The 24,738-nt window shown below is 64.7% G+C and carries 19 protein-coding genes and 1 tRNA gene; 9 read left to right on the forward strand and 11 right to left on the reverse strand.

Translation table 11 applies throughout. From position 1 onward, the window contains the following. Positions 1-64 precede the first annotated feature (64 nt). On the reverse strand, positions 65-976 hold the full coding sequence (locus tag AC1DIX_RS03350) for a c-type cytochrome (RefSeq protein WP_477322019.1): 912 nt from the start codon (positions 974-976) through the stop codon (positions 65-67). Positions 977-1,173: 197 nt separating this feature from the next. Here AC1DIX_RS03350 and AC1DIX_RS03355 point away from each other — a divergent pair. Next, a tRNA-Arg gene (locus AC1DIX_RS03355) sits at positions 1,174-1,249 on the forward strand. Between the two features lie 23 nt (positions 1,250-1,272). Here AC1DIX_RS03355 and AC1DIX_RS03360 read toward each other — a convergent pair. The 4 genes from AC1DIX_RS03360 to AC1DIX_RS03375 form a co-directional block, all read right to left on the reverse strand. Beyond that, positions 1,273-2,340, reverse strand: coding sequence for an acyltransferase family protein (locus tag AC1DIX_RS03360; RefSeq protein WP_442122893.1), 1,068 nt, complete (start codon positions 2,338-2,340; stop codon positions 1,273-1,275). Continuing rightward, the gene (locus AC1DIX_RS03365; protein ID WP_477322021.1) at positions 2,337-3,689 is read right to left on the reverse strand and encodes a putative O-glycosylation ligase, exosortase A system-associated; all 1,353 of its coding nucleotides are present in this window, start codon (positions 3,687-3,689) and stop codon (positions 2,337-2,339) included. The genes AC1DIX_RS03360 and AC1DIX_RS03365 overlap by 4 nt, the downstream gene beginning before the upstream one ends. Positions 3,690-3,757: 68 nt before the next feature. After that, complete coding sequence (locus tag AC1DIX_RS03370) at positions 3,758-3,901, reverse strand: hypothetical protein (protein ID WP_442122895.1); 144 nt, start codon at positions 3,899-3,901, stop codon at positions 3,758-3,760. A 156-nt stretch (positions 3,902-4,057) separates the two neighbouring features. Next, on the reverse strand, positions 4,058-6,196 hold the full coding sequence (locus tag AC1DIX_RS03375) for an RIFT barrel domain-containing protein (RefSeq protein ID WP_477322023.1): 2,139 nt from the start codon (positions 6,194-6,196) through the stop codon (positions 4,058-4,060). Positions 6,197-6,616: 420 nt separating this feature from the next. Here AC1DIX_RS03375 and AC1DIX_RS03380 point away from each other — a divergent pair, with 420 nt between their 5' ends. The 3 genes from AC1DIX_RS03380 (at position 6,617) to AC1DIX_RS03390 (ending at position 10,341) form a co-directional block, all read left to right on the forward strand. Further along, positions 6,617-8,071 carry a right-handed parallel beta-helix repeat-containing protein gene (locus tag AC1DIX_RS03380; RefSeq protein WP_477322025.1) on the forward strand — a complete coding sequence of 485 codons (1,455 nt, stop codon included), beginning with the start codon at positions 6,617-6,619 and terminating at the stop codon, positions 8,069-8,071. 172 nt (positions 8,072-8,243) lie between these two features. Beyond that, entirely contained in the window at positions 8,244-9,428 is a 1,185-nt protein-coding gene (locus AC1DIX_RS03385) for a hypothetical protein (RefSeq protein ID WP_442122898.1), read from the forward strand. Continuing rightward, positions 9,421-10,341, forward strand: coding sequence for an AAC(3) family N-acetyltransferase (locus tag AC1DIX_RS03390; RefSeq protein WP_477322028.1), 921 nt, complete (start codon positions 9,421-9,423; stop codon positions 10,339-10,341). Before AC1DIX_RS03385 ends, AC1DIX_RS03390 begins: the two co-directional genes overlap by 8 nt. 21 nt (positions 10,342-10,362) lie before the next feature. On the opposite strand, the gene AC1DIX_RS03395 is transcribed toward AC1DIX_RS03390, so the two are convergent. The 4 genes from AC1DIX_RS03395 to AC1DIX_RS03410 all read right to left on the reverse strand — a co-directional run bounded on the left by AC1DIX_RS03395 (position 10,363) and on the right by AC1DIX_RS03410 (position 15,139). Further along, positions 10,363-11,685 (reverse strand): glycosyltransferase, encoded by a 1,323-nt coding sequence (locus AC1DIX_RS03395; protein WP_442122900.1) that lies wholly within the window; start codon positions 11,683-11,685, stop codon positions 10,363-10,365. Positions 11,686-11,771: 86 nt separating this feature from the next. After that, positions 11,772-12,755 (reverse strand): polysaccharide deacetylase family protein, encoded by a 984-nt coding sequence (locus tag AC1DIX_RS03400; RefSeq protein ID WP_477322030.1) that lies wholly within the window; start codon positions 12,753-12,755, stop codon positions 11,772-11,774. A 37-nt stretch (positions 12,756-12,792) separates the two neighbouring features. Beyond that, a complete protein-coding gene (locus tag AC1DIX_RS03405; protein WP_442122902.1) occupies positions 12,793-13,971 on the reverse strand; it encodes a glycosyltransferase family 4 protein in 1,179 nt (392 codons plus the stop codon). Positions 13,972-14,077: 106 nt separating this feature from the next. Further along, on the reverse strand, positions 14,078-15,139 hold the full coding sequence (locus tag AC1DIX_RS03410; RefSeq protein ID WP_442122903.1) for a GNAT family N-acetyltransferase: 1,062 nt from the start codon (positions 15,137-15,139) through the stop codon (positions 14,078-14,080). 508 nt (positions 15,140-15,647) lie between these two features. On the opposite strand from AC1DIX_RS03410, the gene AC1DIX_RS03415 reads away from it, so the two are divergent. From AC1DIX_RS03415 to prsR, 5 genes are all read left to right on the forward strand, one after another. Further along, complete coding sequence (locus tag AC1DIX_RS03415) at positions 15,648-16,937, forward strand: nucleotide sugar dehydrogenase (protein WP_442122904.1); 1,290 nt, start codon at positions 15,648-15,650, stop codon at positions 16,935-16,937. A gap of 63 nt (positions 16,938-17,000) precedes the next feature. Beyond that, positions 17,001-18,029, forward strand: a complete 1,029-nt coding sequence (locus AC1DIX_RS03420) for an SDR family oxidoreductase (protein WP_477322032.1) — start codon at positions 17,001-17,003, stop codon at positions 18,027-18,029. 40 nt (positions 18,030-18,069) lie between these two features. Continuing rightward, entirely contained in the window at positions 18,070-19,482 is a 1,413-nt protein-coding gene (locus AC1DIX_RS03425; RefSeq protein ID WP_477322034.1) for a TIGR03013 family XrtA/PEP-CTERM system glycosyltransferase, read from the forward strand. Positions 19,483-19,536: 54 nt separating this feature from the next. Next, a complete protein-coding gene (gene prsK, locus AC1DIX_RS03430) occupies positions 19,537-21,642 on the forward strand; it encodes an XrtA/PEP-CTERM system histidine kinase PrsK (protein ID WP_442122907.1) in 2,106 nt (701 codons plus the stop codon). 22 nt (positions 21,643-21,664) lie between these two features. Further along, complete coding sequence (gene prsR, locus AC1DIX_RS03435) at positions 21,665-23,026, forward strand: PEP-CTERM-box response regulator transcription factor (protein WP_477322036.1); 1,362 nt, start codon at positions 21,665-21,667, stop codon at positions 23,024-23,026. A 15-nt stretch (positions 23,027-23,041) separates the two neighbouring features. Here prsR and AC1DIX_RS03440 read toward each other — a convergent pair whose 3' ends face one another. Together AC1DIX_RS03440 and AC1DIX_RS03445 are read right to left on the reverse strand one after the other, a co-directional pair. Further along, the gene (locus AC1DIX_RS03440) at positions 23,042-23,905 is read right to left on the reverse strand and encodes a hydrolase 1, exosortase A system-associated (protein ID WP_477322038.1); all 864 of its coding nucleotides are present in this window, start codon (positions 23,903-23,905) and stop codon (positions 23,042-23,044) included. Further along, on the reverse strand, positions 23,895-24,737 hold the full coding sequence (locus AC1DIX_RS03445; RefSeq protein ID WP_477322040.1) for a hydrolase 2, exosortase A system-associated: 843 nt from the start codon (positions 24,735-24,737) through the stop codon (positions 23,895-23,897). Before AC1DIX_RS03445 ends, AC1DIX_RS03440 begins: the two co-directional genes overlap by 11 nt. Between the last annotated feature and the right edge of the window lies 1 nt (position 24,738).

Here is a 24,738-nt window from a genome sequence, read left to right on the forward strand (position 1 = left end):
AATGACCAGAGGATCGGGACGTGCTAGTGGGAGCCGCGAATGCGGCTCCCGGAAGAGAGTCGGATTACTTCGCGGCAGCGACCATGTAATCGACTGCGCTCTTGACGTCGGCGTCCGGCGCGCTCGATCCGCCTTTCGGCGGCATCATGCCGTTCTTTCCCTGGAAGCCCTTGATGGCGTGCTCGTGGAGCACATTGGCGCCCTGGGCGATGCGCGGTGCCCAAGCGGCCTTGTCGCCGAATTTCGGCGCGCCGGCGATGCCCGCACCGTGGCAGGCGACGCAGGCCGCGCTGTACAGGGTCTTGCCGGCGCCGCTGGCGCTGGCCGTCGCTTCGGCTGCCGGGGCGGCCGGGGCCGCGGCAACAGCTGCAGACACCGGTGCGGGAGCAGCAGCGGGAGCGGCTGCGCCGGCTTCGGCCGGTGCGGCAGCCGGCGCCGCGTTTGCCGCAGTGGCCGCCGCCGGGGCGGCAGGCGCCTCCGGCTCCTTGAACTTGGCGCCCGACTGGTTCGCCATATAGACCATGGCGCGCGCGACTTCGACATCGTCGAGGTCAGGATTGCCGCCCTTGGGCGGCATCGCGCGGATACCCTGGATGGCGTGCTGGAGGAGGGTGTCGTAACCCTGCTTGATGCGTGCGGCCCAGGCGCCGGCATCGCCGGCCTTCGGTGCGCCGGCTGCGCCGGTGCCGTGGCAGGCGGCGCAGGTCGAGGTATAGACGGCCTGGCCGTTCTGCAGGACCTTCGGTGCGTTGGCGTCCTTCAGGGTGAAGCCTTCGGCGGCGACCGGCTGGATGCGGGCGGCGACGGCTTCTGCGTTCTGGGCGGAGCCTGCTCCGGACAGGTGGGTGTTGGTGACGAAGGTTACCAGCAGGATGATGCCGATGACGATGACAAGAAAGAACCCGGCGACGGCCACAATGAGTTGTTTAGGGGTTCGGATAAAAGACTGATGTTCACTCTGATGTGCGTCGCTCATGATTTCCTTACTAACTTATATAGATAAAAAAACCTGCCAGCCTCTAAAGGTTCCTTGCATAACAGAAAGAACCTCAAGTGAGCGATTATAGAACAATCTAAGTTATAGGAAACGCAATTTATGCAGTCTGCTTCTGCTTATCCATAGACGGGACGCGTGGAACGCTGTATCCTTCGCATCACTTCCGATTTTCCAGGGCGGCTGTAGCTCAGTGGATAGAGTATTGGCCTCCGAAGCCAAGGGTCGTGGGTTCGATCCCCGCCAGCCGCGCCACAGAATTCCTCTCTTCTTTTCCCTCACGCGGCCTTGTTCGCCGGACGGCGACGGCGGAAATATTTCTGCACCGGATCGTCGACCACGTGGTGCAGCAGCGCCGACAGCAGCAGGACCAGCGCGAACGACAGCCACACGTACAGAGGCTTGATCTCATTCGCGTTCGACATGAAGCCCGCCTTCAGCAGGTCGTAGACCAGGTAGTGCACCATATAGGTCGAATACGAGATCTCGCCGAGATACACCAGCACCGGATTCGACAGCGCAGCGGTGATCGGCGACGTCGTCACGCTCAGGTAGGCGATCAGGAAGGCGAACGCCATCGGGATGGTGGCGTAATCCGGCAGCGGCGCACTGGCATACAGCACGCACAGGCCGGCGAAGCCGAGCAGCGCGGCGTTGCGGTATTTTTCCAGGAATTCGCGGTGATTGATGTACAGGGAACCGATGAACACGCCCATCAGGAATTCCAGCAGCGTACGGACCAGGGCCATGCGCGGAACGCCCGCGCCCAGCGACTCGATGCCGTTGAATGCATACACCAGGTGCAGCAGCAGGGCAACCAGCACCAGCACCGCCAGGTGGGCGGCAACACCGCCGCGCAGCTTGCGCAGGCTGTAGGCCATCAGCGGGAAGAACAGGTAGACGAACCATTCCGAGCTGATCGACCAGGACGGCACGTTCCAGGTGAGGTCGCTGCCGACCCACATATGGATCAGGAACATGCTCTGGAAGAAGGTGCTCCAGGTATAGGATTCCGGCGCGGCGTGGCTGCTCGAGAAGAAATAAAAGGCCGCGAACAGCATCAGATAGCCGCCCAGCATCACGGCATGCAGGGGATAGATGCGCGACAGACGGTTCCAGTAGAAGCGGCCCACGCTATGCGGGAAGTTCTTTGCGAGCGAGGCGTGATAGCTCAGGAAGATCACGAAACCGCTCAGCAGGAAGAACAGGTCGACCGCCAGGTAGCCATGGGCGATCAGGTGCGCGAGCGGCAGCGGAATCGAGTTGCCCAGCAGGGCCAGCGAATGGAAGAACACGACCCACCATGCGCAGATCCCCCGTAGCCCGGCGAGTTGGTTGAGCTTCACGTCGTCACACCTTCTTTTGCTTTTGCCGCCTGTGCCTGCGCCTTGGCCTTGATCTGGTTTTCGCGTTCCACGCGGGCCGAATACTGGTCGATGGCGACCGTGAGCCCGAGCATGTAGAAAATGAAGGGCTGGTAGGCGATGCCGACGAAGGCGCCGCCGGCCAGGAAAATCAGGATGGCGCTGATCAGCGCATCGGCCAGCGAGACCAGCCAGGCCATGCCCGGATGCTTCGCCCATTTTTTCTTCAGCTTGCGCAGCTTGACCAGCGCGATCAGGATCATCGAGAAATACATGGCGAAGCCAGGGAAGCCCTGTTCCCCCAGCACTTCGAAATACACGCTATGGAAGGCCTTGCCCACCAGCCGCCCCTCGGGGTAGTACTGGATGGTGCCGTCCTCTGTCACATTGGCGATCCTGTTGTGCAGGAAGGAGTCGAAGCCGCCGCCCAGGGGGTTCTCGACGGTGTACTTGACCGTCCATTCCCACACCTTGAGCCTGCCGAGCGCGGACGAATCCTTGTTATAGGTCTCGATGGTCGACATGCGGGCGCCCCAGCGCGTATGCGACAGGTCGATATTCAAATAGATGACGCCTGCCAAAGCCGCGCCGGCGAGCCACCACAGCTTCTTTTTCGACTGCAGCGCGGACAGTCCGCACAGGACGGCCACGGCAATGACGCCGGTACGGGCACCCGTACCGACCACGGTGGCGAGGGCGGTGACGATGATGCCGATGAACAGCCCGTAGGTCTTCCAGTTCCTGGGAAAGACGATCGTATGGCGCATCAGGAACACGATCAATGGCACCAGCATGATGCAGACCACCGCCRGGGTGCTGCCCTCCGCCAAGCCGGTGTTGCCGCCGCCCATGATGGCGAGCACGCCGTAGCCGCCGCTGCCGAGCAGGGTCTTTACGCCGGCCGAGAAGAAGATCGTCGCGGCCGAGAAGACGAAGACCAGGATGAAGGATTCGATCTGCACCCGCGAGCGGAAGACGAAGGGAATGAATATTGCGAACAGCAATACCTTGTAGACCCAGTCCCATTTGGCCCAGGGCCGGTCCGGAATGGTCGACATCATCGTCGTGAGTGTCACCCATACGGTGAACACGGCGAACAGGAGCAGGATCGACCCGAACTTGGGCGGGAATTTCTTGTCCTTGAGCGCATACTGCGCAACCATCGCCAGCGCCGCGATCATGGACAGCGGCCAGCCGGTGATGATGGACCAGGCAAGCTGCTGGGGCTTGACCACGTCGACCCAGACGAAGCCTAGAGCCGCGGCAAAGGCGGCGGAGAACCCTGTGAAGATCAGGGTGAAAAAGACGGCCGACAAAAAGAGAGATTGCATAGTGCTTTCATTGCCTGCGCGAAGCCATCTCGCCAAGCGCCGGGCAGGCGGAATTCGGAAGCTGCTGCTTATTTGCGCTTCTTCTTCGGTTGTTCCTGGGGCGGCTCGCTGTCGGCCGAAAACCATGGCAACAGCTTGTCGAGTTTGATTGCGCGAAAGACCGTATAGAGAATCAGCGATCCGAACAATAGCAAGGCTAGGTTATCGATCATATCCGTGATTGCCTGGATGAGAATGGTCGATAGAATAACACGTGAGTATGGGCAACACGGTTGGAAACCGTGTGTGTTGTGCTACAGGTCTTAAATAAAAAACACCCTGCAAGCCAGGCTTGCAGGGTGTCGGGCAGAACCGGTTACCGGGTCGGATTAGCGCGGAACGATCGCGTATTCCGGCTCAGCGGCATAGTCCGGCTGGTAAGGACGCTTGGCGTACAGGTCCCATGCCTTCTTGCCGTTCGCGTTCGCGCCGGCGGCATAGGCCAGTGCCGGACGCATGATCGACTGCGGGCTCTGGGCGGTCAGGTAGCTCACCATTTCGCCGGTACGCAGCTTCAGGTTGGCGGCCATTTCCGGGCTGGCGCAAGCCAGGCTCGTGAACGTCGACGGGAAGGTGTTCTTATAGACCTGGCCGATCGAGGTGTAGAGCGGCGACGTGGCGCTGTCGCGTACCTTCAGGGTGTAGGCCGACGACTGGATCCAGCAGTAGCCGTCGCCAACCATGCGGTCCACCACGAACTTCGACTTCCAGGTCAGCAGCGGCTGGGCGCGGGTGAAGCCCAGTTCCACCATGTGGCCGATGGCCGAGGTGAAGAAGTCATCCTGCCACGGTCCCAGACCGGTGTTGGTGTCGTACACGATCGCATAACCGTTTTCGATCACGCCCAGCTTGTTGGCCAAGGCGTTGTTGGTGTATTTCGCGTCGAAATAGTCGATGTTGCTGTTGACGATGGCCGTGAAGTTCGCCTTCTGCGGATCGTTGTCCGGCGTGATGTAGGCGGCTTCCGCCAGGGTACGCAGCGACCATGCCTGGCCACGCACCTGGTCCGAACCCACCAGGCCCTTGCCGTACGAGCGATAGGCGGGGTTGCTGGCGAAGCTGCTGAAGTTGGCCCAGAACTGCAGCTCTTCCAGGTGATAGTAGTCACCGGTCACCAGATACGGCAGATAGGAGAACGCTGCCTGGTGCGAGGTGTCGGCGACCATCGGGCTCGTGCACGAGGTAGTGCAGACCGGGAAGATTTCACGCTGGCCGGTTGCCGGGTTGAGCGAGTCGTACTTCGCGTTGAAGGTCGTCGAATACGGATACTCCGCCAGGGTCACCGGACGGCCGGTGGTCTTGTTGCGGTAGTGCGACGGCCAGGCGCCTGCCTGATCCGACATGCCGAGCGAGATGTTCTTCATGCGCTGGTCCATGCTCAGCAGGTACAGCGCGTTCCAGGCCGGCATCAGGCCGATATCGCTGCGGGCGCCGGTGGTCGGCATATAGGGCTGGCCCACGCCCGGATTCATCGGACCGGTCTTGCTGTTGGTCCACTGGCTAGTCCACGAAGCGATCGTTGCTTCCTTGATCACCAGCGACTGGTCATAGTTCGGCACTGCCTTGGTGGCAAGCAGGTAGGCGAGGTTGTGGCGCACGTCCAGCTTCGGCTCGGTGCCCCACCAGAACACCTTGCGCCAGCGCGCGTGGTGGTAATGGGTTAGCGCGGCCTGGGTGTAGACGGCCTGGCCGCCGACCAGCACCTGGGCGTCGTAGGTCACGTTTTGCGGCGACGCGTCGTAGGCCCAGTCGTTCTCGACGGTGACGTCGACACGTGCGGCCTTGCTGCCGGTGTAAGAGCGGATGGCGAACTGGGCCATCAGGTGCGGATGTTCGTTGCCGGCCGAATCCTTCAGCGGCGCGGACACGATCCATTCATTGACCAGCGGGCCGGCCAGCCAGCTCGTGACCTTGCCGGACTTCAGCAGGGTATCGGCCGATGCCGTGTATTTCACGCCGGCGATGGTCAGGTTCACGCTGGCGGTAAAGCCGTTGTTCAGCAGGGTTGCGGGGCTTGCCGGGGCGGCGGCGGCGGCGGCGGTGGCGCGGTACAGGGTCACGGTGTCGGACTGCTTCGCCGCCGTGCTCGGCAGTTGTACGGTCAGGACGGCATGGCGCACCGAGCCGTCTGCGTGACGTGCCTTGACGTCCATCTGCAGGGGAACCGTGGCGCCGCTGGCGGTTTTGGCGACCACAGTCTGGCCGCTCGGCACGTCGCCTTGAGCAAATACCTGGCCGAAGGTGGCCGCAGCGTTGGTCTGCGAAGCGGTCGCCACGCTGGTCAGCTGGACGGTGGTGATGCCGCCGGTGGTGGTCGAGCCGGTGCCGGTGCCGCTGCCGGTCGAGGTCGTGGGCGGCGTGACGGTGGTCGTGATCGGACCGTTGAGTACGTTGGTAACCAGCGAGCCGGCGGTCGTGGCCGGGTTGGCGGTGGAGGCCGAAGCGGAAGCGTTCGACGCGCTATCCACGCTGCTGCCAGCGCCGCATGCGGACAAGGCAGCGCAAATAACCAGAAGAAGAGGACGAGAAGTGTAAGAGTTACGCATATCTGAACTTATCCAAAAAAAGTCGCCGCACAGAAATAGTGCTGCTCGGAATAAGTTCAGATTACTGTAGGAAATTAATTTACTGTGGGAAAAATATCAAACGTACAATCAAAAAGTYCTAAAATAATTCCTCGATACAACACTTAACTGTATTGTCTAACGATTTTGTTGTCAATAAATATTCAGGTATAGTCGCCGAATCAATATTTTTATTTTAAGAAATGTGGTGAGAATGACGCAAATCACTAGATTGTTGACACGCAAAACCGTGTAGTAGTATCTCTAAGGCAATTTTCAACGTTCTTGGGTGAAATGTCGATGCAAAAAGCCAGAAAAAAGCGTGTGGCGCAACACCGGAGCCGCCGCTGGGCGTGGGCAGCGGGATCGGCATTGCTGCTGGCGGCGGCCGCCGCCAGCACGGGACTGTATACGCTGTCCAGCATGGGCATCACGCCGCGTTCGCTGGGACCTTATCTCGAGCGCCGCAGTGCCGGCCATAATGCCGTCATCGAAGGCGTCGGCCGCACGGCCCGGGAATGGCTGGTGCGGGCCGACCGTGGCGAACAGCTGCCGGGAGGCGCTGCCTGGTCCGGCACGGTTGGCATGCAGCGCGGCGGCACGACAACCGGTTCCGGCAAACCCGCGCCGGGCGCCGACGAAGTACTGGTATCGGACAGCACCGGCCTGCTGCGCGCCGTCGCCGCGGCAGCGCCGGGGCAGGTGATCACCCTGCTGCCCGGCCGCTATCAGGCCAGCCGGACGATCGAGGCCTTCCATCCCGGCCGCGCCGATGCGCCCATCGTGGTGCGTGCTGTCGAGCCCGGCAGCGTCCAGTTGGAGATCGGCGCCGGCGAAGGTTTTCGGGTATCGGCGCCGTACTGGCGCTTCGAAAACCTTTCGCTGCGAGGCAGCTGCCCCAAAGCCTATTATTGTGAGCATGCTTTCCACGTCGTCGGTGATGCCCACCACTTCGCGGCCGTCAACAACCTCATCGTCGACTTCGATGCCCACTTCAAGATCAATGCGGAAAAGGGCCGCTACCCGGACCATGGCCTGATCGAATCGAATACGCTGCGCAACGACAGCGTGCGCCTCACCACCAGGCCGGTCACGCCGATCGACCTGGTGACGGCCAGCGACTGGGTCGTCCGCCGCAACCTGATCAGCGACTTCATCAAGGGCGACGGCGACCGCATCAGCTACGGCGCATTCGCCAAGGGCGGCGGCGCCAACAACCTGTTCGAGCAGAACATCGTGATTTGCGAAGACAGGCTGCGCGGCGCCCCCGGCCAGCGGATCGGCCTGTCGCTGGGCGGCGGCGGCACGGGAAAGGAATACTGCAGGGACGGCAAGTGCATCACCGAGCAGACCGGCAGTACGCTGCGCGCCAACCTGGTCGCCTCGTGCTCCGACGACGGCATCTATCTGAATGCGGCCGCGCGCAGCCGGCTGCAGCACAATACGCTGGTCGATACCGGCGGCATCACCGTGCGTTTCCCCGAGAGCAGCGCCGACCTCGCAGGCAATCTGGTGGACGGCATGATCCGCAGTCGCGACGACGGCATCGTGCGTCTCGACGACAATCTGTATACCTCGGCGGCGCGCCTCTACCTCGGCAGCCATCCCTACCGCGCGCTGTTCCGCGACCCGCTCGCCCTCGATTTCCAATGGCGCGAACCGGCTGCACGCCGTTCGAACGCCGGCGATATCGGGCCTGACCTGTGCGGCGGACCCCGTCCCGCACAAGCGCGCTATGGCGCCTTCGAGGACTTCGGCGCCTGCCTGAGCCGGCCGTAAATACCTCGCACATATCGAAAATGGCAACAAAGCTGCCTGGAGTAAAATAATTCTTAAACAATAATAGCCATGCCTGCGGCGCTCGCCTGATGGGCATATCGCGAAATTGACATTGAGTGGTATCAATGCCATCATTATTTACAATTTAATAATTTTTTACTCAGGGCTGCCCGTGTTCCAACTGCTACGAAAAATCAAGCACCAGCTTTCCCAGCCGCCGCTGTCCGACATGGCCAAGGCCGAGCTGGAGGTCGACAAGCGCGGCCTGCCGGCCCGCGATCCCGGCCCCGAAGCCGTCATCGCCGCCTGCACCGAATGGCTGTGCACGGCGCAGGACAACTCGGCCTCGAAGGACGGCGGCGTGGCGCGCGACTTCAGCCTGCAGAAGGGCTGGGCCACCTCCTATCCGGAGACCACCGGCTACATCATTCCGACCATGATCACGATGGCGAACCGCAACGGCGACGCCGGCCTGCACGCGCGCGCGCGCCGGATGCTGGACTGGTGCGTGGACATCCAGTTCCCGGAAGGCGGCTTCATGGGCGGCAAGATCGACGCCACCCCGCGCGTGCCGGTGACCTTCAATACCGGCCAGATCCTGATCGGCCTGGCCGCCGGCGCCGCCGAATACAAGGACGAGCGCTACCTGGACTCGATGCGCCGCGCCGCCGCCTGGCTGCGCGACAGCCTCGACGAAGACGGCTGCTGGCGCAAGTTCCCGACCCCGTTCGCCAAGCCGGGCGAGAAGGCCTACGAGACCCATGTGTCGTGGGGCCTGTTCGAAGCCGAGCGCGTGGCGCCAGGCAATGGCTACGGCGAGGCCGGCCTGCGCCAGGTCGACTGGGCGATCGGCAAGCAGCAGCCGAACGGCTGGTTCGCCTCCAACTGCCTGACCGACGCCGACAACCCGCTGACCCACACCATCGGCTACGTGCTGCGCGGCGTGCTGGAAGGCCACCTGCTGTCCGGCCGCGCCGACCTGCTGCAGGCGGCCGAGCGTACCGGCAAGAGCCTGGTCGAAGCGATCGGCGCCGACGGCTACCTGGCCGGCCGCCTGGACCGCAACTTCCGCGGTGCCGTGAACTACGTTTGCCTGACCGGCTCGGTGCAGATCGCGCACTGCCTGTTCCTGCTGCACCGCCTGACCGGCGAGCGCCGCTACCTGGAGGCCGGCCGCAAGCTGACCGCCTTCGTGCGCCGCACCGTGCGCTTCGAAGGCCATGAAGGCATGGTCGGCGGCATCAAGGGTTCCTTCCCGGTGAACGGCGACTACGGCCAGTGGGAATACCTGAACTGGGCCGCCAAGTTCTGCATCGACGCCAACCTGCTGGAAATCGAGCTCGCCGGCAATGCTTAAACCCCTCAAGCGCACCGTCAAGGCGGCCCTGGAAGCGCTGCGCCGCCGCCGCAGCGAGCGCCAGCTCCGCCAATCCGGCAGCCACGTGACGCGCGCCGACCTGGCCCGCGACCTGGCGCGCCTCGGCATCCGGCCGGGCGACACCGTGTTCCTGCATTCGTCCCTGAAAAGCCTCGGCTATGTGGAAGGCGGCGCCTCGAGCGTGGTCAAGGCGCTGCAGGACGCGGTCGGCGCGGAAGGCACGCTGCTGGTGCCGACCTATTATCTGCCGGCCGGCACCGTCAAGGCGACCTGCGAGATGGAAGGCTATGTGTTCGATCCGCGCAGCCACGGCACCAATATGGGCCGGCTGCCGGAAACCTTCCTGCGCGAGGCGGCCACCCACCGCAGCGTGCACCCGACTCATTCGGTGTCGGCCTGGGGCAGGCACGCGCAGTACCTGACCGAAGCCCATCACCGCGCGCCCTCGATCTTCGGCGAAGGCTCGCCGTGGCAGCGCTTCGTCGGCCTCGACGGCGCCAAGGTGCTGGGGCTGGGCATTTCGATGGGGCCGGTGACCTTCTACCACGTGGTGGAAGACGCCATGGGCGAACGCTTCCCAGAACCGATCTGGGAGGAGCGCACCTACCAGTTGCCGTGCCTGGACAAGGAGGGCAAGCGCTGGGACGTGCCGGTGCGTCCGTTCGCGCCGGCGGTGGCGGCGCGCCGCATCGACTATGCCGCGCGCGAAGACCTGCGCGCGTATTTCCGCGAGGAGTTCGAGCGCGCCGGCCTGCGCGTGAACGGCACGGTGGGCGAGGGCGATTCCTGGTTCATCCCGGCCCGCGCCTTCTTCGACCATCTGGAAAAGATGGCGGGGCAGGGCATCACCATTTATTCAACTGCCGAACAGCTGGCCGCCCGGCCTCGGTAACGCTGAACAAAACCGCGCGCGTCAGTCCTGGCGCGCGTGTTCCTTCACCACTTCATCCAGCAAGGTCGCGAACTGGCTGCTGCGCGAACGGCGCGAATAGAATTCGCTGGCGTTTTCCGGCGGCAGCGGCGCCTCGCCGCTGCGCACCAGGCCGACGAAGCGCATCACGCCGGCCTTGATGTCGTCCTTGTCGTCCAGCCGCACGATGGTGTCCAGCCCGGCGCCGCGCATGGTGGCGGCGGTGTCGCCGGCCGGATCGGTCAGCGCCAGGATCGGACGGCGCGCGCGCATGTATTCGTACAGCTTGGCCGGGATCTGCGAATTGCAGTGCGCCGCCTGCATCACCAGCAGGCCGTCGGCGTCCAGCATCTCGGCCAGCGCCGCGCGATACGGAATCGGCGGTTCCAGCACCACCAGGCCGTGCAGGCCGTGCTGGTCGATCAGGTCGCCCAGCAGGTCCTCATGGATCGAGGCACGCAGCACCACGCGCAGGGTGTCGGGGCCGATCAGGCCCTCGCGGCGCAGTTCGCCCAGTGCCGCTAGCATCGCGCTCGGATCGCGTTCGGTCGGATAGATGATGCCGCTGTGGAGCAGCACCAGCGGACCGTCGCCCTTCGGCTTCGGTACGTAGCTGGCGGTGGCGCGCACGAAGTCGTCTTCGTCGTAGCCGTTCTCGATCAGGCCGAAGCGCGAAGGCGGCACCTCCGGATAGCGCGCGCGGTACATCGCCAGCGCCCCCGGCGTGGTGAACACCATGCGCGTGCAGTTGTGCACCGTGAGCTTTTCCACCCAGCGGTAGGCGCGCCACACCAGGCGGTTGGGGGGCGTGTGCTCCTCGGTCATCGGATCGCGCATGTCGGCGATCCACGGCAGGCCGGTGAAGCGCTTCAGCGTGTAGCCGATCAGGTGCGCGGTCGGGATCGGATAGGTCGACCAGATCAGGCGCGGGCGGTGTTCGCGGATCAGTTTGAGGCCGGCCGGCACGGCGCCGAACAACCAGGTGATCCAGCGGTCCGGCAGCGCCATGCCGCGCAGGTAGCGGCCGCGGATCGCCAGGTGACGTCCGGAATCGAGCGCGAAGGCGCGCCGCACGACCAGGTCGCCCGGCACGTCGTTCATCTGGTCGTCGCTCGAGGCCACATACGCACGCGGGTGAGCGGACAGCACCAGCGGCTTCCATCCGAGCTGGGGCAGGTGCTGGGCGAACTTCAGCGTGCGCTGGATGCCGCTGCTGCCGCGCTGCGGCGGGAAGTGGAAAGCCACCAGCAGCACGCCCGGCCTGGCGGCAAGCGGCGCCGCCGGTGCTTCATCGAAGGCCGCGCTCTGCGGCACATCGGTCTGCATGGGCGGCTCGTGGATTTCCGTCAAAGTGGAATTGCTCCTGTTTTGCATCTGGGGCTTTCTTGTACGGCAGTGAAGACAAATGAAACCTAGCTGGCCAGCCAGCGCAGCAGGCGCAACATATAAAAGAAGGTACTCGTGTCCCACGGCCGTGAACGCGGCAGAGTGAACACATTATCCGCTTCCGTGACCGGACCCGGCGCCGTCGAGAACGCGGCCGCGAAACCGGCATCGCGCACCATCGCCACGTGCCGTTCGTCGAAGTCGAGGCTGGGCTTGCCGTTCGGGTAGGCGAAATGGCGCACCGGCCGGCCCAGGATGGCTTCCAGGGCCGCCTTGCTGCCGGCGATCTCGGCCATCGCGTCGGCGTCCGGCAGGCTGGTCAGGATCGGGTGCGACACCGTGTGCGCGCCGATCTCGACGTTCGATGCCTGCAGCGTGCGCACCATCTCCGCGCTCAGCATCAGCGGACGGCCGGCGGGACGGGCGAGCGCTTCCAGTTCCTCGACCAGCGCCATGCGCTCGGCGGGCGGCAGGTACTTGGCGCGCGTGGTCAGCTGGCGCACCGCGCTGCAGCGCGCCTCCATGCTGTCGAGCGGATGCCGGCCGGCGCCGATGGCGCGCAGGTCCAGCTCCTGGCCGACAGCGGCGCGGACGGCGTCGACGATGCGGTCGTTCCACATGTTCTCGTCGCTGTCCACGTAGCCGCTGCTGACGAACACGGTGGCCGGCAGGTTGAACTCGCGCAGCACCGGCAGCGCCAGGTCGTGCACCGAGCGGTAGCCGTCGTCGAAGGTGATGCAGACCGCGCGCGCCGGCAGGCGGCCCTGCTGCAGCGCGGCCAGCGCCTCATCCAGCGGCAGCACCTTGAAGCAGTCCGCCAGCATCTTCATGTGCTTGCGGAAGGTCCGGACGTCGGGCTCGTTCTCGAGCAGCGGGTCGGAGACTTCCAGGATCCGGTGGTAGTTCACGATGCACAGGCGCGCCTTGCGTGCTGGCCACAGGGCGTAACTGTCGCCGATGGCGCGCATCAGCACCGGGATCGGCGCAGCGGAACGCTGGTAGGTGCTCATGCCCGGCTCCCTGGCCGGAAGATCGCTAAAGAAAGTCTCACGCGGCGTAATCTACAATGATTTTCTGGAAGAGGTCGATCTGGCCGCGGGTGGTGAAGTCCCAGCTGAATCCCTCGGCATAGCGGCGGGTGGCCGCCCGGTCCGGATTGCGTGCGCGCAGCTGCTGCACCGCTTCCAGCACGCCCTCGCTGCTGTAGTGCGGCATCAGCATGCCRGCGGCCGGCGCCGCCACCACTTCCGGCGATCCGCCGACGGCGCTCGCCACCACCGGCGTGCCGCAGGCCATCGACTCGAGCAGCACATTGGCCCAGCCTTCACGGCTGGACGCCAGCACCATCAGGTCGGCCGCATTGAAATACTGTTTCAGTTCGGGCTGCGGCACCGCGCCCAGGAAGCGCACGCGGTCGGCCACGCCAAGCCTTTGCGCCAGCGCTTCCAGCTTGCCGCGGTCCGGGCCGTGTCCGGCAATCAACAGAACCACGTCGGGCAAGCCCGGCAGCGCCCCGATGATCAGGTGGTGCCCCTTCAGCTCGATCAGGTGGCCGACCGAGATCAGGGTGTACTGCGTCAGGCCGAGCGTGGCGCGGATCGCCTCGCGGTCGAGCGGGCGGAAGGTGTCCAGGTTGACGCCGTTGCGCAGCGGCGTGATCGCGGCCGGACGCACGCCCAGCTGCACCAGGCTGTCCTTCAGCGCCTGGCTGACGGTGATGATGCCCCTGGCCTGGCTGGCGGCCCACTGGATCATGCGCCGCGGCAGCGGAAACTGCGGAAACAGGTTGACGTCCGAGCCGCGCGCCGTGATCACCACCGGCTTGTTGAAGTAGCGGCCCAGCATGGCGGCGGCCACGCCGTCCGGATAAAAATAATGGGCGTCGATGGCGTCGAAGTCGTAGCCCTCGTCGATGATGCGGCCGATCTCGCCCTTCGCGCCCTGCATCAGCAGCATCGGTGCGACATTCATGCCCACCTTCGGCAGGGTGACGTAGCGCGGGTGGCGGATGTCCAGGCCGTGGCGCTCCTCGCGCGCGGGCACCGCCGGATACCTGGCGTACTGGCCGAAACGCGGATGACGCGAGGGGAACCAGGGCACCGGCGCCACCACCCGCGACGCGACCTGGCCGCTGGCCACCAGGTTGCGCAGCCGGGTCTCCACGAAGATGCCGTGGTTGGGCTGCTGCTGGTTCGGGAACAGGGTGCTGAAGGTCAGTAGCTTCATGGAGCGGTACGGGGAACGGTGCCGCCGGTGCGGACGAAATGTCTTACGATAATAAAATTGAAATTAGCATTAAGCAAGGTCGCACGAAACATTAAATGCGGCCTGACTACAATGTGATGTAACGGCGCAGCCGCGGTCCCAGCTGGTTGGCCACGCTCAGCGGCAGCTTGCTCCAGGCTTTTTCGATCAGCGGCCGCAGGCTGCCGGCGCGGGACAGGCCCGATTCGGCGACCGGCAACTCGGCGCCGGCCTTCCACTCCTGCCAGGCGAGCGGATGCGGCAGCGCGCCCCACTGCTCCTTGAATTTATAGGTGCCTTCGCCGAAGGTCGAGCGGCCGAAGTCGAATTCGCGGATACCCAGCGTGCACAGGTGGGACTGGATCGCCCAGTACAGCAGCATATTGGGCGCCAGGCGGTTGTAGTCGGCCAGGGTCGAGGCCCAGGGAATCACCGCCTTGCCTGCGCACAGCAGGACCCAGCCGGCGCCGACCACCTTGCCTTCATGGCGCACCAGCATGACGAACATGCCGTCGGCGCCGTAGTGCCGATGGATGGCCTTGAACCAGTCCAGGCTGTGGGCCGGGCTGCCGAGCCGGCGCATGTTCTGCGCATACACGTCGTAAAAAGCCTGCACGGCTGCGGCCGAGGTCGACATTTCGGCGCCCAGGCCGTTCTTTTCCGCCTTGCGGATCTGGCTGCGCAGCTTGGGCGGATAGGATTTCATCAGCGCTTCCGCACTGTCCGGCAGCTGCAGCACCATGCGCACCTTGCGTCCCTCCAGGCCGCTGCCATCGCCGGGGCCGGCGGAGCAGCGCAGCTCGAGCGAGTTCAGTTGACGGACGCCGAGTTCGCGCCGCGCATGCGCCGCCAGCGCCGCCGTCACCTGCGCATCCTCGCCCAGCGGACCGCCGAGGTCGCAGAAGGGCTGCGATACCCAGCGCGGCTTGCCGAAGGGACGGGCAATCGTGCACAGCGGCAGCACGCCCGCCAGGCGGCCGCCGCGGCGCGCCGCCAATACCTGGCTGCGGTAGCCGTAAGCCTCGCTGACCGCGCGGCACCAGGCGGACAGCTGGTAGGCGCTGGCCGCCGGATGGCTGCGCACCCAGGCGTCCAGCACCGTCGTCTCGGCCGCGCTTGCATCTATATAAGTGAATTCCAGTTCGTTCAAAGCCAGGCTCCGCATCTGCATCGGGGTACAGAAGGTCTGTTAACTAAAATGCATGAATGCTTCCGCATTGTAAGTGATGCGCAGCCGGGCTCGCCAACAATCGTGCGCAATCGAACGCGCCTGGCTCGTCGCCAGCCAGCCGCTGTAGAAATATTGATATCAATAAATAAACTGTTGTCTTAGCATCCGGTATCGATACAGAGCCCTGCTTTTTGCGTGTTTTGTATTGACGCTCGCGCAAACTCTGTTCCAAGATTTGGAACCCATCATAAATATCCTGGCCCGCAACCGCCTTGCTCAACAGTACGCGCACGATAGCGCGACATTAAATCTTGTTTTTTTTTGAAGATGCTAAAATTGCATTTAGGCTATGGATGAGTTGGCAACCGGCAACCCCATCCTGTTGTTTTTTAAGAGTAATGTAAGTCGTTTGTTGAGTGCCATATATTTCCGTGCTATATTAAAAGTTAATATAATGGCAAAAATCAATACTTGATCGGGACGTGATATGAAAGCGGATGAAGTCGTCGCAGTAGTAGGCTTGGGCTATGTTGGTTTGCCGTTGGCTGTCGAATTCGGCAAGAAAGCGAAAACCATCGGTTTCGACTTGTCGGCAAGTAAGGTTGAAAACTACAAGAAGTTCGTCGATCCCACCGGAGAGGTCTCGACCGAGCAGCTGAAAGCAGCGCAATATCTGGAAGTCACCACCGACCCATCGCTGCTGTCCCAGGCCGACTACATCGTGGTCGCCGTCCCGACCCCCGTCGACATCGCCCATAACCCCGACTTCACCCCGCTGGCGGGCGCCAGCAAGACCGTCGGCAAGCACATGAAGCGCGGCGCGATCGTCGTGTTCGAGTCCACCGTCTACCCCGGCGCCACCGAGGAAGTCTGCATCCCGATCATGGAAAAAGAGTCGGGCATGAAGTGGCAGCAGGACTTCCACGTCGGCTTCTCGCCGGAGCGCATCAACCCGGGCGACAAGGAACATACCCTCACCACCATCCTGAAAGTCGTGTCCGGCGACGACGACGAGACCCTGGACCGCGTCGCCAGGCTGTATGAATCGGTGGTGACGGCCGGCGTGTACCGCGCCTCCAGCATCAAGGTGGCCGAAGCCGCCAAGGTCATCGAGAACACCCAGCGCGACCTGAACATCGCCCTGATGAACGAACTGGCGATCATCTTCGACAAGGTCGGCATCGACACCCTCGAAGTCCTGAAAGCCGCCGGTACCAAGTGGAACTTCCTGCCCTTCCGTCCGGGCCTGGTGGGCGGCCACTGCATCGGCGTCGATCCGTATTACCTGACCCACAAGGCCGAGATGGTCGGCTACCACCCGCAGGTGATCCTGGCCGGCCGCCGCATCAACGACGGCATGGCGAAATTCGTGGCCGAAAAGACCGTCAAGTCGATGATCTCGTCCGGCTTCCACGTGAAGGGTTCGAAGGTCAACGTGATCGGCCTGACCTTCAAGGAGAACTGCCCGGACCTGCGCAACTCGAAGGTCGCCGACATCGTCCACGAACTCGAATCCTACGGCTGCGACGTGCACGTCTACGATCCTGTCGCCGAAGCCGAGGAAGCCCGGCACGAATACGGCATCAAGCTGGAACGCTGGGAAGACCTGCCGAAGGCGGACGCCCTGGTGGTGGCCGTCCCGCACAAGGAAGTGCTGGCCCGCTCGCTGCTCGACTTCCAGTCCAAGCTGAACGACAACGGCTGCTTCATCGACGTCAAATCGCAGTTCGACCCGAAAGCGATCAGTGAAGCCGGCTACTGCGTCTGGCGCCTGTAATACTGCCCAATACGGCCGTCCGCCTGCGCGGGCGGCCGCGCAATCCCTAAAGTGTCTGCAAACGTGAACAAGATTCAAGATGTCCAACAGCAGTTGCGCCAGCACAGCTACCACTGGCTGGTCACCGGCGCTGCTGGCTTCATCGGCTCGAACTTGGTCGAAGCCCTGCTCAAGCTGAACCAGCGCGTCACCGCTCTCGACAACTTCGCCACCGGCCACCAGCGCAACCTCGACCAGGTCCGCGAGCTGGTGGGGGAGGCCGCCTGGGCCAACTTCCGCTTCCTGCAGGCCGATATCCGCTCGCCCGAGGATTGCGCACGTGCCTGCGAGGGCGTCGACTTCGTCCTGCACCAGGCCGCACTCGGATCGGTGCCGCGGTCGATCGCGAATCCGCAGCTGACCAACGAGACCAATATCACCGGTTTCCTGAACATGCTGGTGGCGGCGCGCGACGCGAAAGTCAAACGCTTCGTCTACGCCGCGTCCAGCTCGACCTACGGCGACCATCCGGGCCTGCCGAAGATCGAGGACCGGATCGGCAAGCCGCTGTCGCCGTATGCCGTGACCAAGTACGTCAACGAGCTGTACGCCGACGTGTTCGGCCGCACCTACGGCATGGAATCGATCGGCCTGCGTTATTTCAACGTGTTCGGCCCGCGCCAGGATCCGAACGGCGCCTATGCCGCTGTGATCCCGAAGTGGGTGGCGGCCCTGATCCGCAACGAGGAACTGCGCGTCAACGGCGACGGCGAGACCAGCCGCGACTTCTGCTACATCGACAACGTGGTGCAGGCCAACCTGCTGGCGGCAACGTCCGGTAGCGAGGCCGCCAACCAGGTGTACAACGTGGCGCTGAACGACCGTACCTCGCTGAACCAGCTGCACGCGATGATGTGCGAGCTGCTGGCGCCGCGTTTCCCGCATGTGGCCGCGCACCGGCCGGTGTATGTCGATTTCCGCGCGGGCGACGTGCGCCATTCCCAGGCCGACATCGGCAAGGCCGGCGCGATGCTGGGCTATGCGCCCACCCACCGCATCGGCGAAGGGCTGAAGGAAGCCATGGACTGGTACGTGCGCAACCTGTCTCAATAAGCACTGCAGTATGTAATCAAGAAGAATACCGGAGGGTAGCGTGCTTAAGATTTCGAATCACTACGTATCGAAGATCGTCTTCGTCTTGCTGTTCGTCGAGGTGCTGGTGCTCCTCGGCGCGGCCTATATCGGTGCGGCGGTGCGCTTCATTGAACTGGGCCAGCCGGTCAGTCTTCCCAACATCCAGAACCTCGATCATTTCTTCACCTCGGCCATCGCCTTCACCGCCGCCATCATCTTCAGCATGAGCGCGATGGGCATGTACCAGCTCGACTTCAACGAAGGCCTGCGCAATCCCTTCTTCATGAAGCTGATGCCGTCCTTCCTGATGGGCTTCCTGATCCTGACCCTGGTGTTCTACGTCGCTCCCGACCTGTATTTCGGACGCGGCATCCTGGCGCTGGTGTTCGCGATCGCCGCCGCCGGCATCTTCATTGCGCGGATGATCTTCTTCAAGAGCTCGGAGCTGCGCTTCCTCGAGACCCGCATCCTGTTCCTGGGCAGCGGCCCGCTGGCCAAGGAATGCAGCGACCTGGCCCTGCAGAGCACCAGCTACCACCGCTACAACATCACCGGCTTCATCCCCTCGCCCAACGAGGAATTGTGCGTGCCCTCGGCCAGCCTGCTGAACGGACGCGAAGGCGATACCCTGGTGTCGTTGGCGCGCCAGTACAACGTCGAGGAGGTCGTGGTGTCGGTGCAGAACCGCCGTGGCGGCTTTCCGATCAAGGAACTGCTCGAGTGCAAACTGGCCGGCCTGAAGGTCACCGACGCCGCCACCTTCTTCGAACGCGAGACCTGCCAGATCCGGGTCGACTCGCTGCAGCCTTCGTGGCTGGTGTTCGGCGGCGGCTTCGACCAGAGCTTCGTGCGCACCTTCATGAAGCGCAGCTTCGACATCGTGTGCAGCGTGATCATCCTGGTGCTGACCCTGCCGCTGATGCTGCTGGCCGCGCTGGCCGTCAAGCTCGAAGACCGCGGTCCGGTGTTCTACTCGCAGGAGCGGGTCGGCAAGGACGGCAACACCTTCTTCGTGCATAAATTCCGCAGCATGCGCACCGACGCCGAAAAAAGCGGCAAGCCGCAGTGGGCGCAGCAGAACGATCCGCGCATCACCCGCATCGGCAACTTCATGCGCAAGACCCGCATCGACGAGCTGCCGCAGATCCTCAACGTGTTCAAGGGCGAGATGTCGTTCGTCGGCCCGCGCCCGGAGCGTCCCTATTTCGTCGAACAGCTGATCGAGGTGGTCCCGTATTACAATGTGCGCCACAGCGTCAAGCCGGGCATCACGGGCTGGGCCCAGGTGCGCTACGGCTACGGTTCTTCCGCCGAGGACGCGCTGCAGAAACTGCAGTACGACCTGTACTACGTGAAGAACAACAGCCTGTTCCTCGACGTCCTGATCCTGATCGATACCCTGAAGGTCGTTCTGTTCCGCAGCGGACGCTGACCCGGTTCTGCGGTCAGCGCTGCGGTTTCCATTCCACTGTTGCGACGGTGTACCGTGACCAATATTGCCGCCTATAGTTATGCACTGGCCGCAGCAGGCTACCTGCTGCTGTGCCTGCCGGTGCTGTCGGGATGGCGCGGACGCGCGCAGCGCGGCACCCTGTCCGCCGCCTGCCTGCTGACCGCGCTGTGGGCCGCCGTGCTGGCCCTCGACGCCACCCATGACCGGCTCTGGACCGCGCTCACCGCCTCGCTCGAGGTGCTGCGCGACGGCGCCTGGTCGGTGTTCCTGGTGGCCCTGCTGGGCCACTGGCGCAGCGGGGGCGAACCGCCGTCATGGCTGCCGATCAGACTGCCCTTCGATGTACGGCCCTCGCTGTTCGTGGCCGCCTGCGCCTATGTCCTGCTGCTGGGGGCGCTGCTGGCCGGGCACTTCAGCTTCGAACTGCTGAGCGCACTCGGCGCGATGCCGGTGGTGACCGCCTTCGCCTGCCTGGCCGTGTACGGCATGCTGCTGGTCGAACAGGTGTACCGCAACAAGACCATCGAGGAACGCTGGGCGATCAAGTTCGCCTGCCTGGGCATCGGCGGCATGTTCGCCTACGACTTCTACCTGTACACCAACATGATGCTGTTCCGCGAACTGAATCCGGAACTGTGGAACGCGCGCGGCGTGATCAATGCGCTGACGGTGCCGCTGGTGGCGGCGTCGATGGCGCGCAGCAAATCCTGGAGCACCTCCTTCGTGGTCTCGCGCCGCGTGATGTTCCATTCGGCCGCGCTGTTCGGCTCCGCGGTCTACCTGCTGGCGATGGGATCGGCCGGCTATTACCTGCGCTTCTTCGGCGGCCGCTGGGGCACGGTGATGCAGGCCGGCTTCCTGTTCGGCGCGGTCAGCCTGCTGCTGGTGATCCTGTTCTCCGGCACCTTCCGCTCCTGGCTGAAGGTCTCGATCAGCAAGCACTTCTTCAGCTATAACTACGACTACCGCGAGGAGTGGATGCGCTTCACGCGCACCCTGTCCGAACGCGGCCCGAACCTGGGCGACCGCGCGATCCAGGCGATGGCGGCGCTGGTCGAGAGCCCGGGCGGCACCCTGTGGCAGCGCAACGAAGCCGGCCGCTACGAGCCGCGCGCCAGCTGGCACGGCCCGGAAGGCGGCGTGACGGAGCCGGGCAATTCGCCGTTCTGCCGCTTCCTGGAGAGCTCGCAGTGGGTGGTCGACCTCGACGAATTCGTGGCCCGTCCCGACAAGTACGAAGGCCTGGCGGTGCCCGACTGGCTGCTGGAGTATCCGCGCCGCTGGCTGGTGGTACCGCTGATCCTGCACGAGAAGCTGTTCGGCTTCGTGGTGCTGCAGCGCGCCCGCAGTCCGCTCAAGCTGAACTGGGAAATCACCGACCTGCTGGAGATCGCCGGCAGCCAGGCCGCCGGCCACCTGGCCCAGGAAGACGCCGCCAACGCGCTGATGGTGGCGCGCCAGTTCGAATCCTTCAACCGCATGTCGACCTTTGTCGTGCACGACCTGAAGAACCTGGTGGCCCAGCTGTCGCTGATGAACGCGAACGCGGAAAAGCACAAGGACAACCCGGAATTCCAGCGCGACATGCTGGAAACCCTGAACCACTCGGTGCAGAAGATGAAGCTGCTGCTGCAGAAGCTGTCCCGCACCGAGAACGCCGACAAGAAGCTGCCGCTGGCGGTCGAGCAGGTGGTGCGCCAGGCGGTGGCGCTGAAGAGCGCCTTCGAGCCGCGCCCGCAGCTGGTGGTCGAGGTGCCGGGCCTGCAGGTGGTGGCGGACCGCGAACGCCTCGAGCGCGTGGTCGGCCACCTGATCCAGAACGCGATCGAGGCCACGCCGCGCGACGGCCATGTGATGATCCGCCTGGGCCGCCGCGATACGGACGGGCAGCTCGATGCAGTCGAGATCGAGATCACCGACACCGGCGAAGGCATGAGCGAAGAGTTCATCCGCGAGCGCCTGTTCAAGCCCTTCGACTCGACCAAGTCGGCCGGCATGGGCATCGGCGTGTTCGAAAGCCGCGAATACATCACCGAGCTGGGAGGGCAGCTGGAAGTCAGCAGCCAGCCCACGCTCGGCACCACGTTCAAGGTCGTGCTGCCGCTGTACCGCGAGACGGCCGCAGCCATGCCCGCCTGAGCGATTCCCGAGAGAGGATACCGTGACCCAAACCAAACCCAAACTCCTGATCATCGAAGACGATCCCGGCCTGCAGAAGCAGCTGCGCTGGAGCCTGGACGCCTATGAGGTCGTGGTCGCCGGCGACCGCGAGGCGGCGCTGGCCCAGATCCGCCGCCACGAACCGGCGGTTGTCACCATGGACCTGGGCCTGCCGCCCGATCCGGACGGTTCCACCGAAGGCCTGGCCACGCTCCAGCAGATCCTGGCGCTGGCGCCGGACACCCGCGTGATCGTCCTGACCGGCAACCAGGACCACAACAACGCCGTCAAGGCGATCGGCATGGGCGCCTACGACTTCCACCAGAAGCCGGTCGACCCGGAAGTGCTGAACCTGGTCATCCAGCGCGCCTTCTTCCTGCACAACCTGCAGCAGGAAAACCACCGCATGCAGCAGTCGCAGGCCGATTCGCCGCTGGCCGGCGTGATCTCGCGCGACCCCGGCATGCTGAAGGTCTGCCGCACCATCGAGAAGGTGGCGCCGACCTCGGCATCGGTGATGCTGCTGGGCGAATCCGGCACCGGCAAGGAAGTGCTGGCGCGCGCCATCCACGCGCTGTCGCCGCGCTCGAAAGAGCGCTTCATGGCGATCAACTGCGCGGCGATTCCGGAAAACCTGCTCGAGAGCGAGCTGTTCGGCTACGAGAAGGGCGCCTTCACCGGCGCCGCCAAGCAGACCAAGGGCAAGGTCGAACTGGCCCATGGCGGCACCTTCTTCCTCGACGAGGTCGGCGACCTGCCGATGCCGCTGCAGGCCAAGCTGCTGCGCTTCCTGCAGGAGCGCGTGATCGAGCGCATCGGCGGCCACGAGGAGATCCCGGTCGACGTGCGCATCGTCTGCGCGACCCACCAGAAGCTGAAGGACCTGTGCGTGCAGGGGCGCTTCCGCGAAGACCTGTATTACCGCCTGTCCGAGATCGTGGTGAACATCCCGCCGATGCGCCAGCGCGAAGGCGACGCCGCCCTGCTGGCCCACCATTTCAAGAACAAGTTCTGCGCCCAGGAATCGCGCGCCTCGCTGCACTTCGCGCCCGACGCCATCGCCGCGATCGAGGGCTATGCCTGGCCGGGCAATGTGCGCGAGATGGAAAACTGCATCAAGCGCGCGGTCATCATGGCCGACGGGAATACCATCGTCGCCGACGACCTCGGCCTGCCCGACCTGGAAGCCGAGGAAGCGCCGCTGAACCTGCGCCAGGTGCGCGACGAGGCCGAGTACAAGGCCATCGTCAGGGCGCTGGCGCGGGTCGACGGGAATATCGTGAAGGCGTCGGAGATGCTGGGCGTCAGCCGCCCGACCCTGTACGACCTGATGGGCCGGCACGGCATCAAGACCAGCGCCTGACCGGTCGCGGGATCCCTACCAGGACCGCAGCCAGCCGGCGGTCCAGCCGACCACCTGGTCGTGCCATTCGCGCCGCGAGCAGGTGTGGTCGGCGCCGTCCAGCGTGTGCCGGGTGACGGCGGGACCGTCCAGCAGGCGCTGCCAGTCGCGCGAGCCGGATGCCAGTCCGGCGAATTCCTGGGCGGTCAGGTCGGCGCCGCTCAGCATCACCAGCGTCTTTCCTTCGAAGCCCTGCAGGGCCGCGTACATGCGCTCCGGAAGGGCGGCATCCTGCGCGTCATCCTGCGCCGCGGTCTTGCCGCCGCCGAAGGCCGAGCGCACCGAGGCCGCGAACGAGCGCGCCGCCTGGCCGGCCTCGAAATTGCCGCTGGCGATCTTCTTCCACAGCCCCGGATCCAGCAGCCTGGCGCGGTAATAATGCTTCAGCGTGGCCTTGGCCGCGCCCTGTTCGGTGCGCACCCAGGGGTTCAGCAGGGCCAGCCCGGCCACCCGCGGGTCGCCGGGCGCATACATCGCGGCGGCCGAGGCGCCGTCGCACAGGCCCCACAGCACCACGTCGCGCATGCCCGGCAGCTGGGCGAAAAAGCAGTCGAGGGCCGCGCGCAGGTCGTCCCGGACCCGTTCGAAATCGCGGGCTTCTCCCTCGCTGTCGCCCATGCCGCGGTAGTCGAAGCGCAGCACCGGGAAGCCGGCCTGCGCCAGGCTGCGCGCCAGCAGCGTGAACTGGCGGTGGCTGCCGGTGCGCACCTGCGGACCGCCGACCACGATCAGCACGCCGCGCGGCGCCTTCGCCTGCGTCATGTGCGCCGGCAGCGACAGCACGCCGTACAGCCAGGCGCCGGCGCAGGGAAAGGACAGGGCGCGTTCTTCAGCCTGCATGCGCGGCCTCCGGGTACAGCCGGCTCGTGGCGTCGAGCAGGGCGGGACATTCGGCGATCTCCGGCGTGGTCCAGAATTGCTCGCCATGCACCAGGTGCACGCCGAAGTCGATGCGCTGGGCCTGCCAGATGGCGGTGACGCGGCTGGAAGCCGGCGGCAGCGGACGCCCGGCCGCCGGACTTACCTCGAACCAGTCGATGCGGCAGYCGCGCGGCGCCAGCACCGAAGCGTCGAGGGGATCGATGGCGGCGGCCAGTTGCGGCGCCAGCTCGTAGCCGGCGATCTCGACCGGCCGGCCCTGTTCGAGCGCCACACGCAGCGCCTTGGTGCCGCCATTGGCGGCGCCCTCCTGCACCATGTCGGCGGCAATCCGCAGGCGCAGGAACTGGTTCATGACCGCGGCGCCATTCGCCATCGGCTGCCACAGCAGCAGGCGGTGCGGCACCTCGCGGGCGCCGGCGGCATAGTCGAGCGCGAGCAGGGCGCCCAGGCGCAGGCCCCATAGCCCGGCCGGACGGCCCAGGCGCTGCTGCAGCCAGGCGCGCGCCGCCTCGGCGTCGGCCTTCCAGCCTTCCCAGCGGGCTTCGCCGAATTCGCCGCTGCTGTCGCCGCAGCCGTGCAGGTCGATCTGCAGCACGCCGACGCCGCGCGCGGCCAGGGCGCGCGCCTGCAGCGCCGCCATGCGGCGGCTCTTGTTCATTTCTTCGGCAAAGGGGTGCAGGTAGACCAGCGCGTCGCGGCACTCGCCCTGCGGCGGATGGAACAGGCAATAGCGGGTCCCGTCCCGCACGGGCAGGAAAAAGCTTTCCGCGGGCGCGTGTGCCGGCGTCATG

The sequence above is a fragment of the Massilia sp. 05N420 genome, from assembly GCF_056397205.1.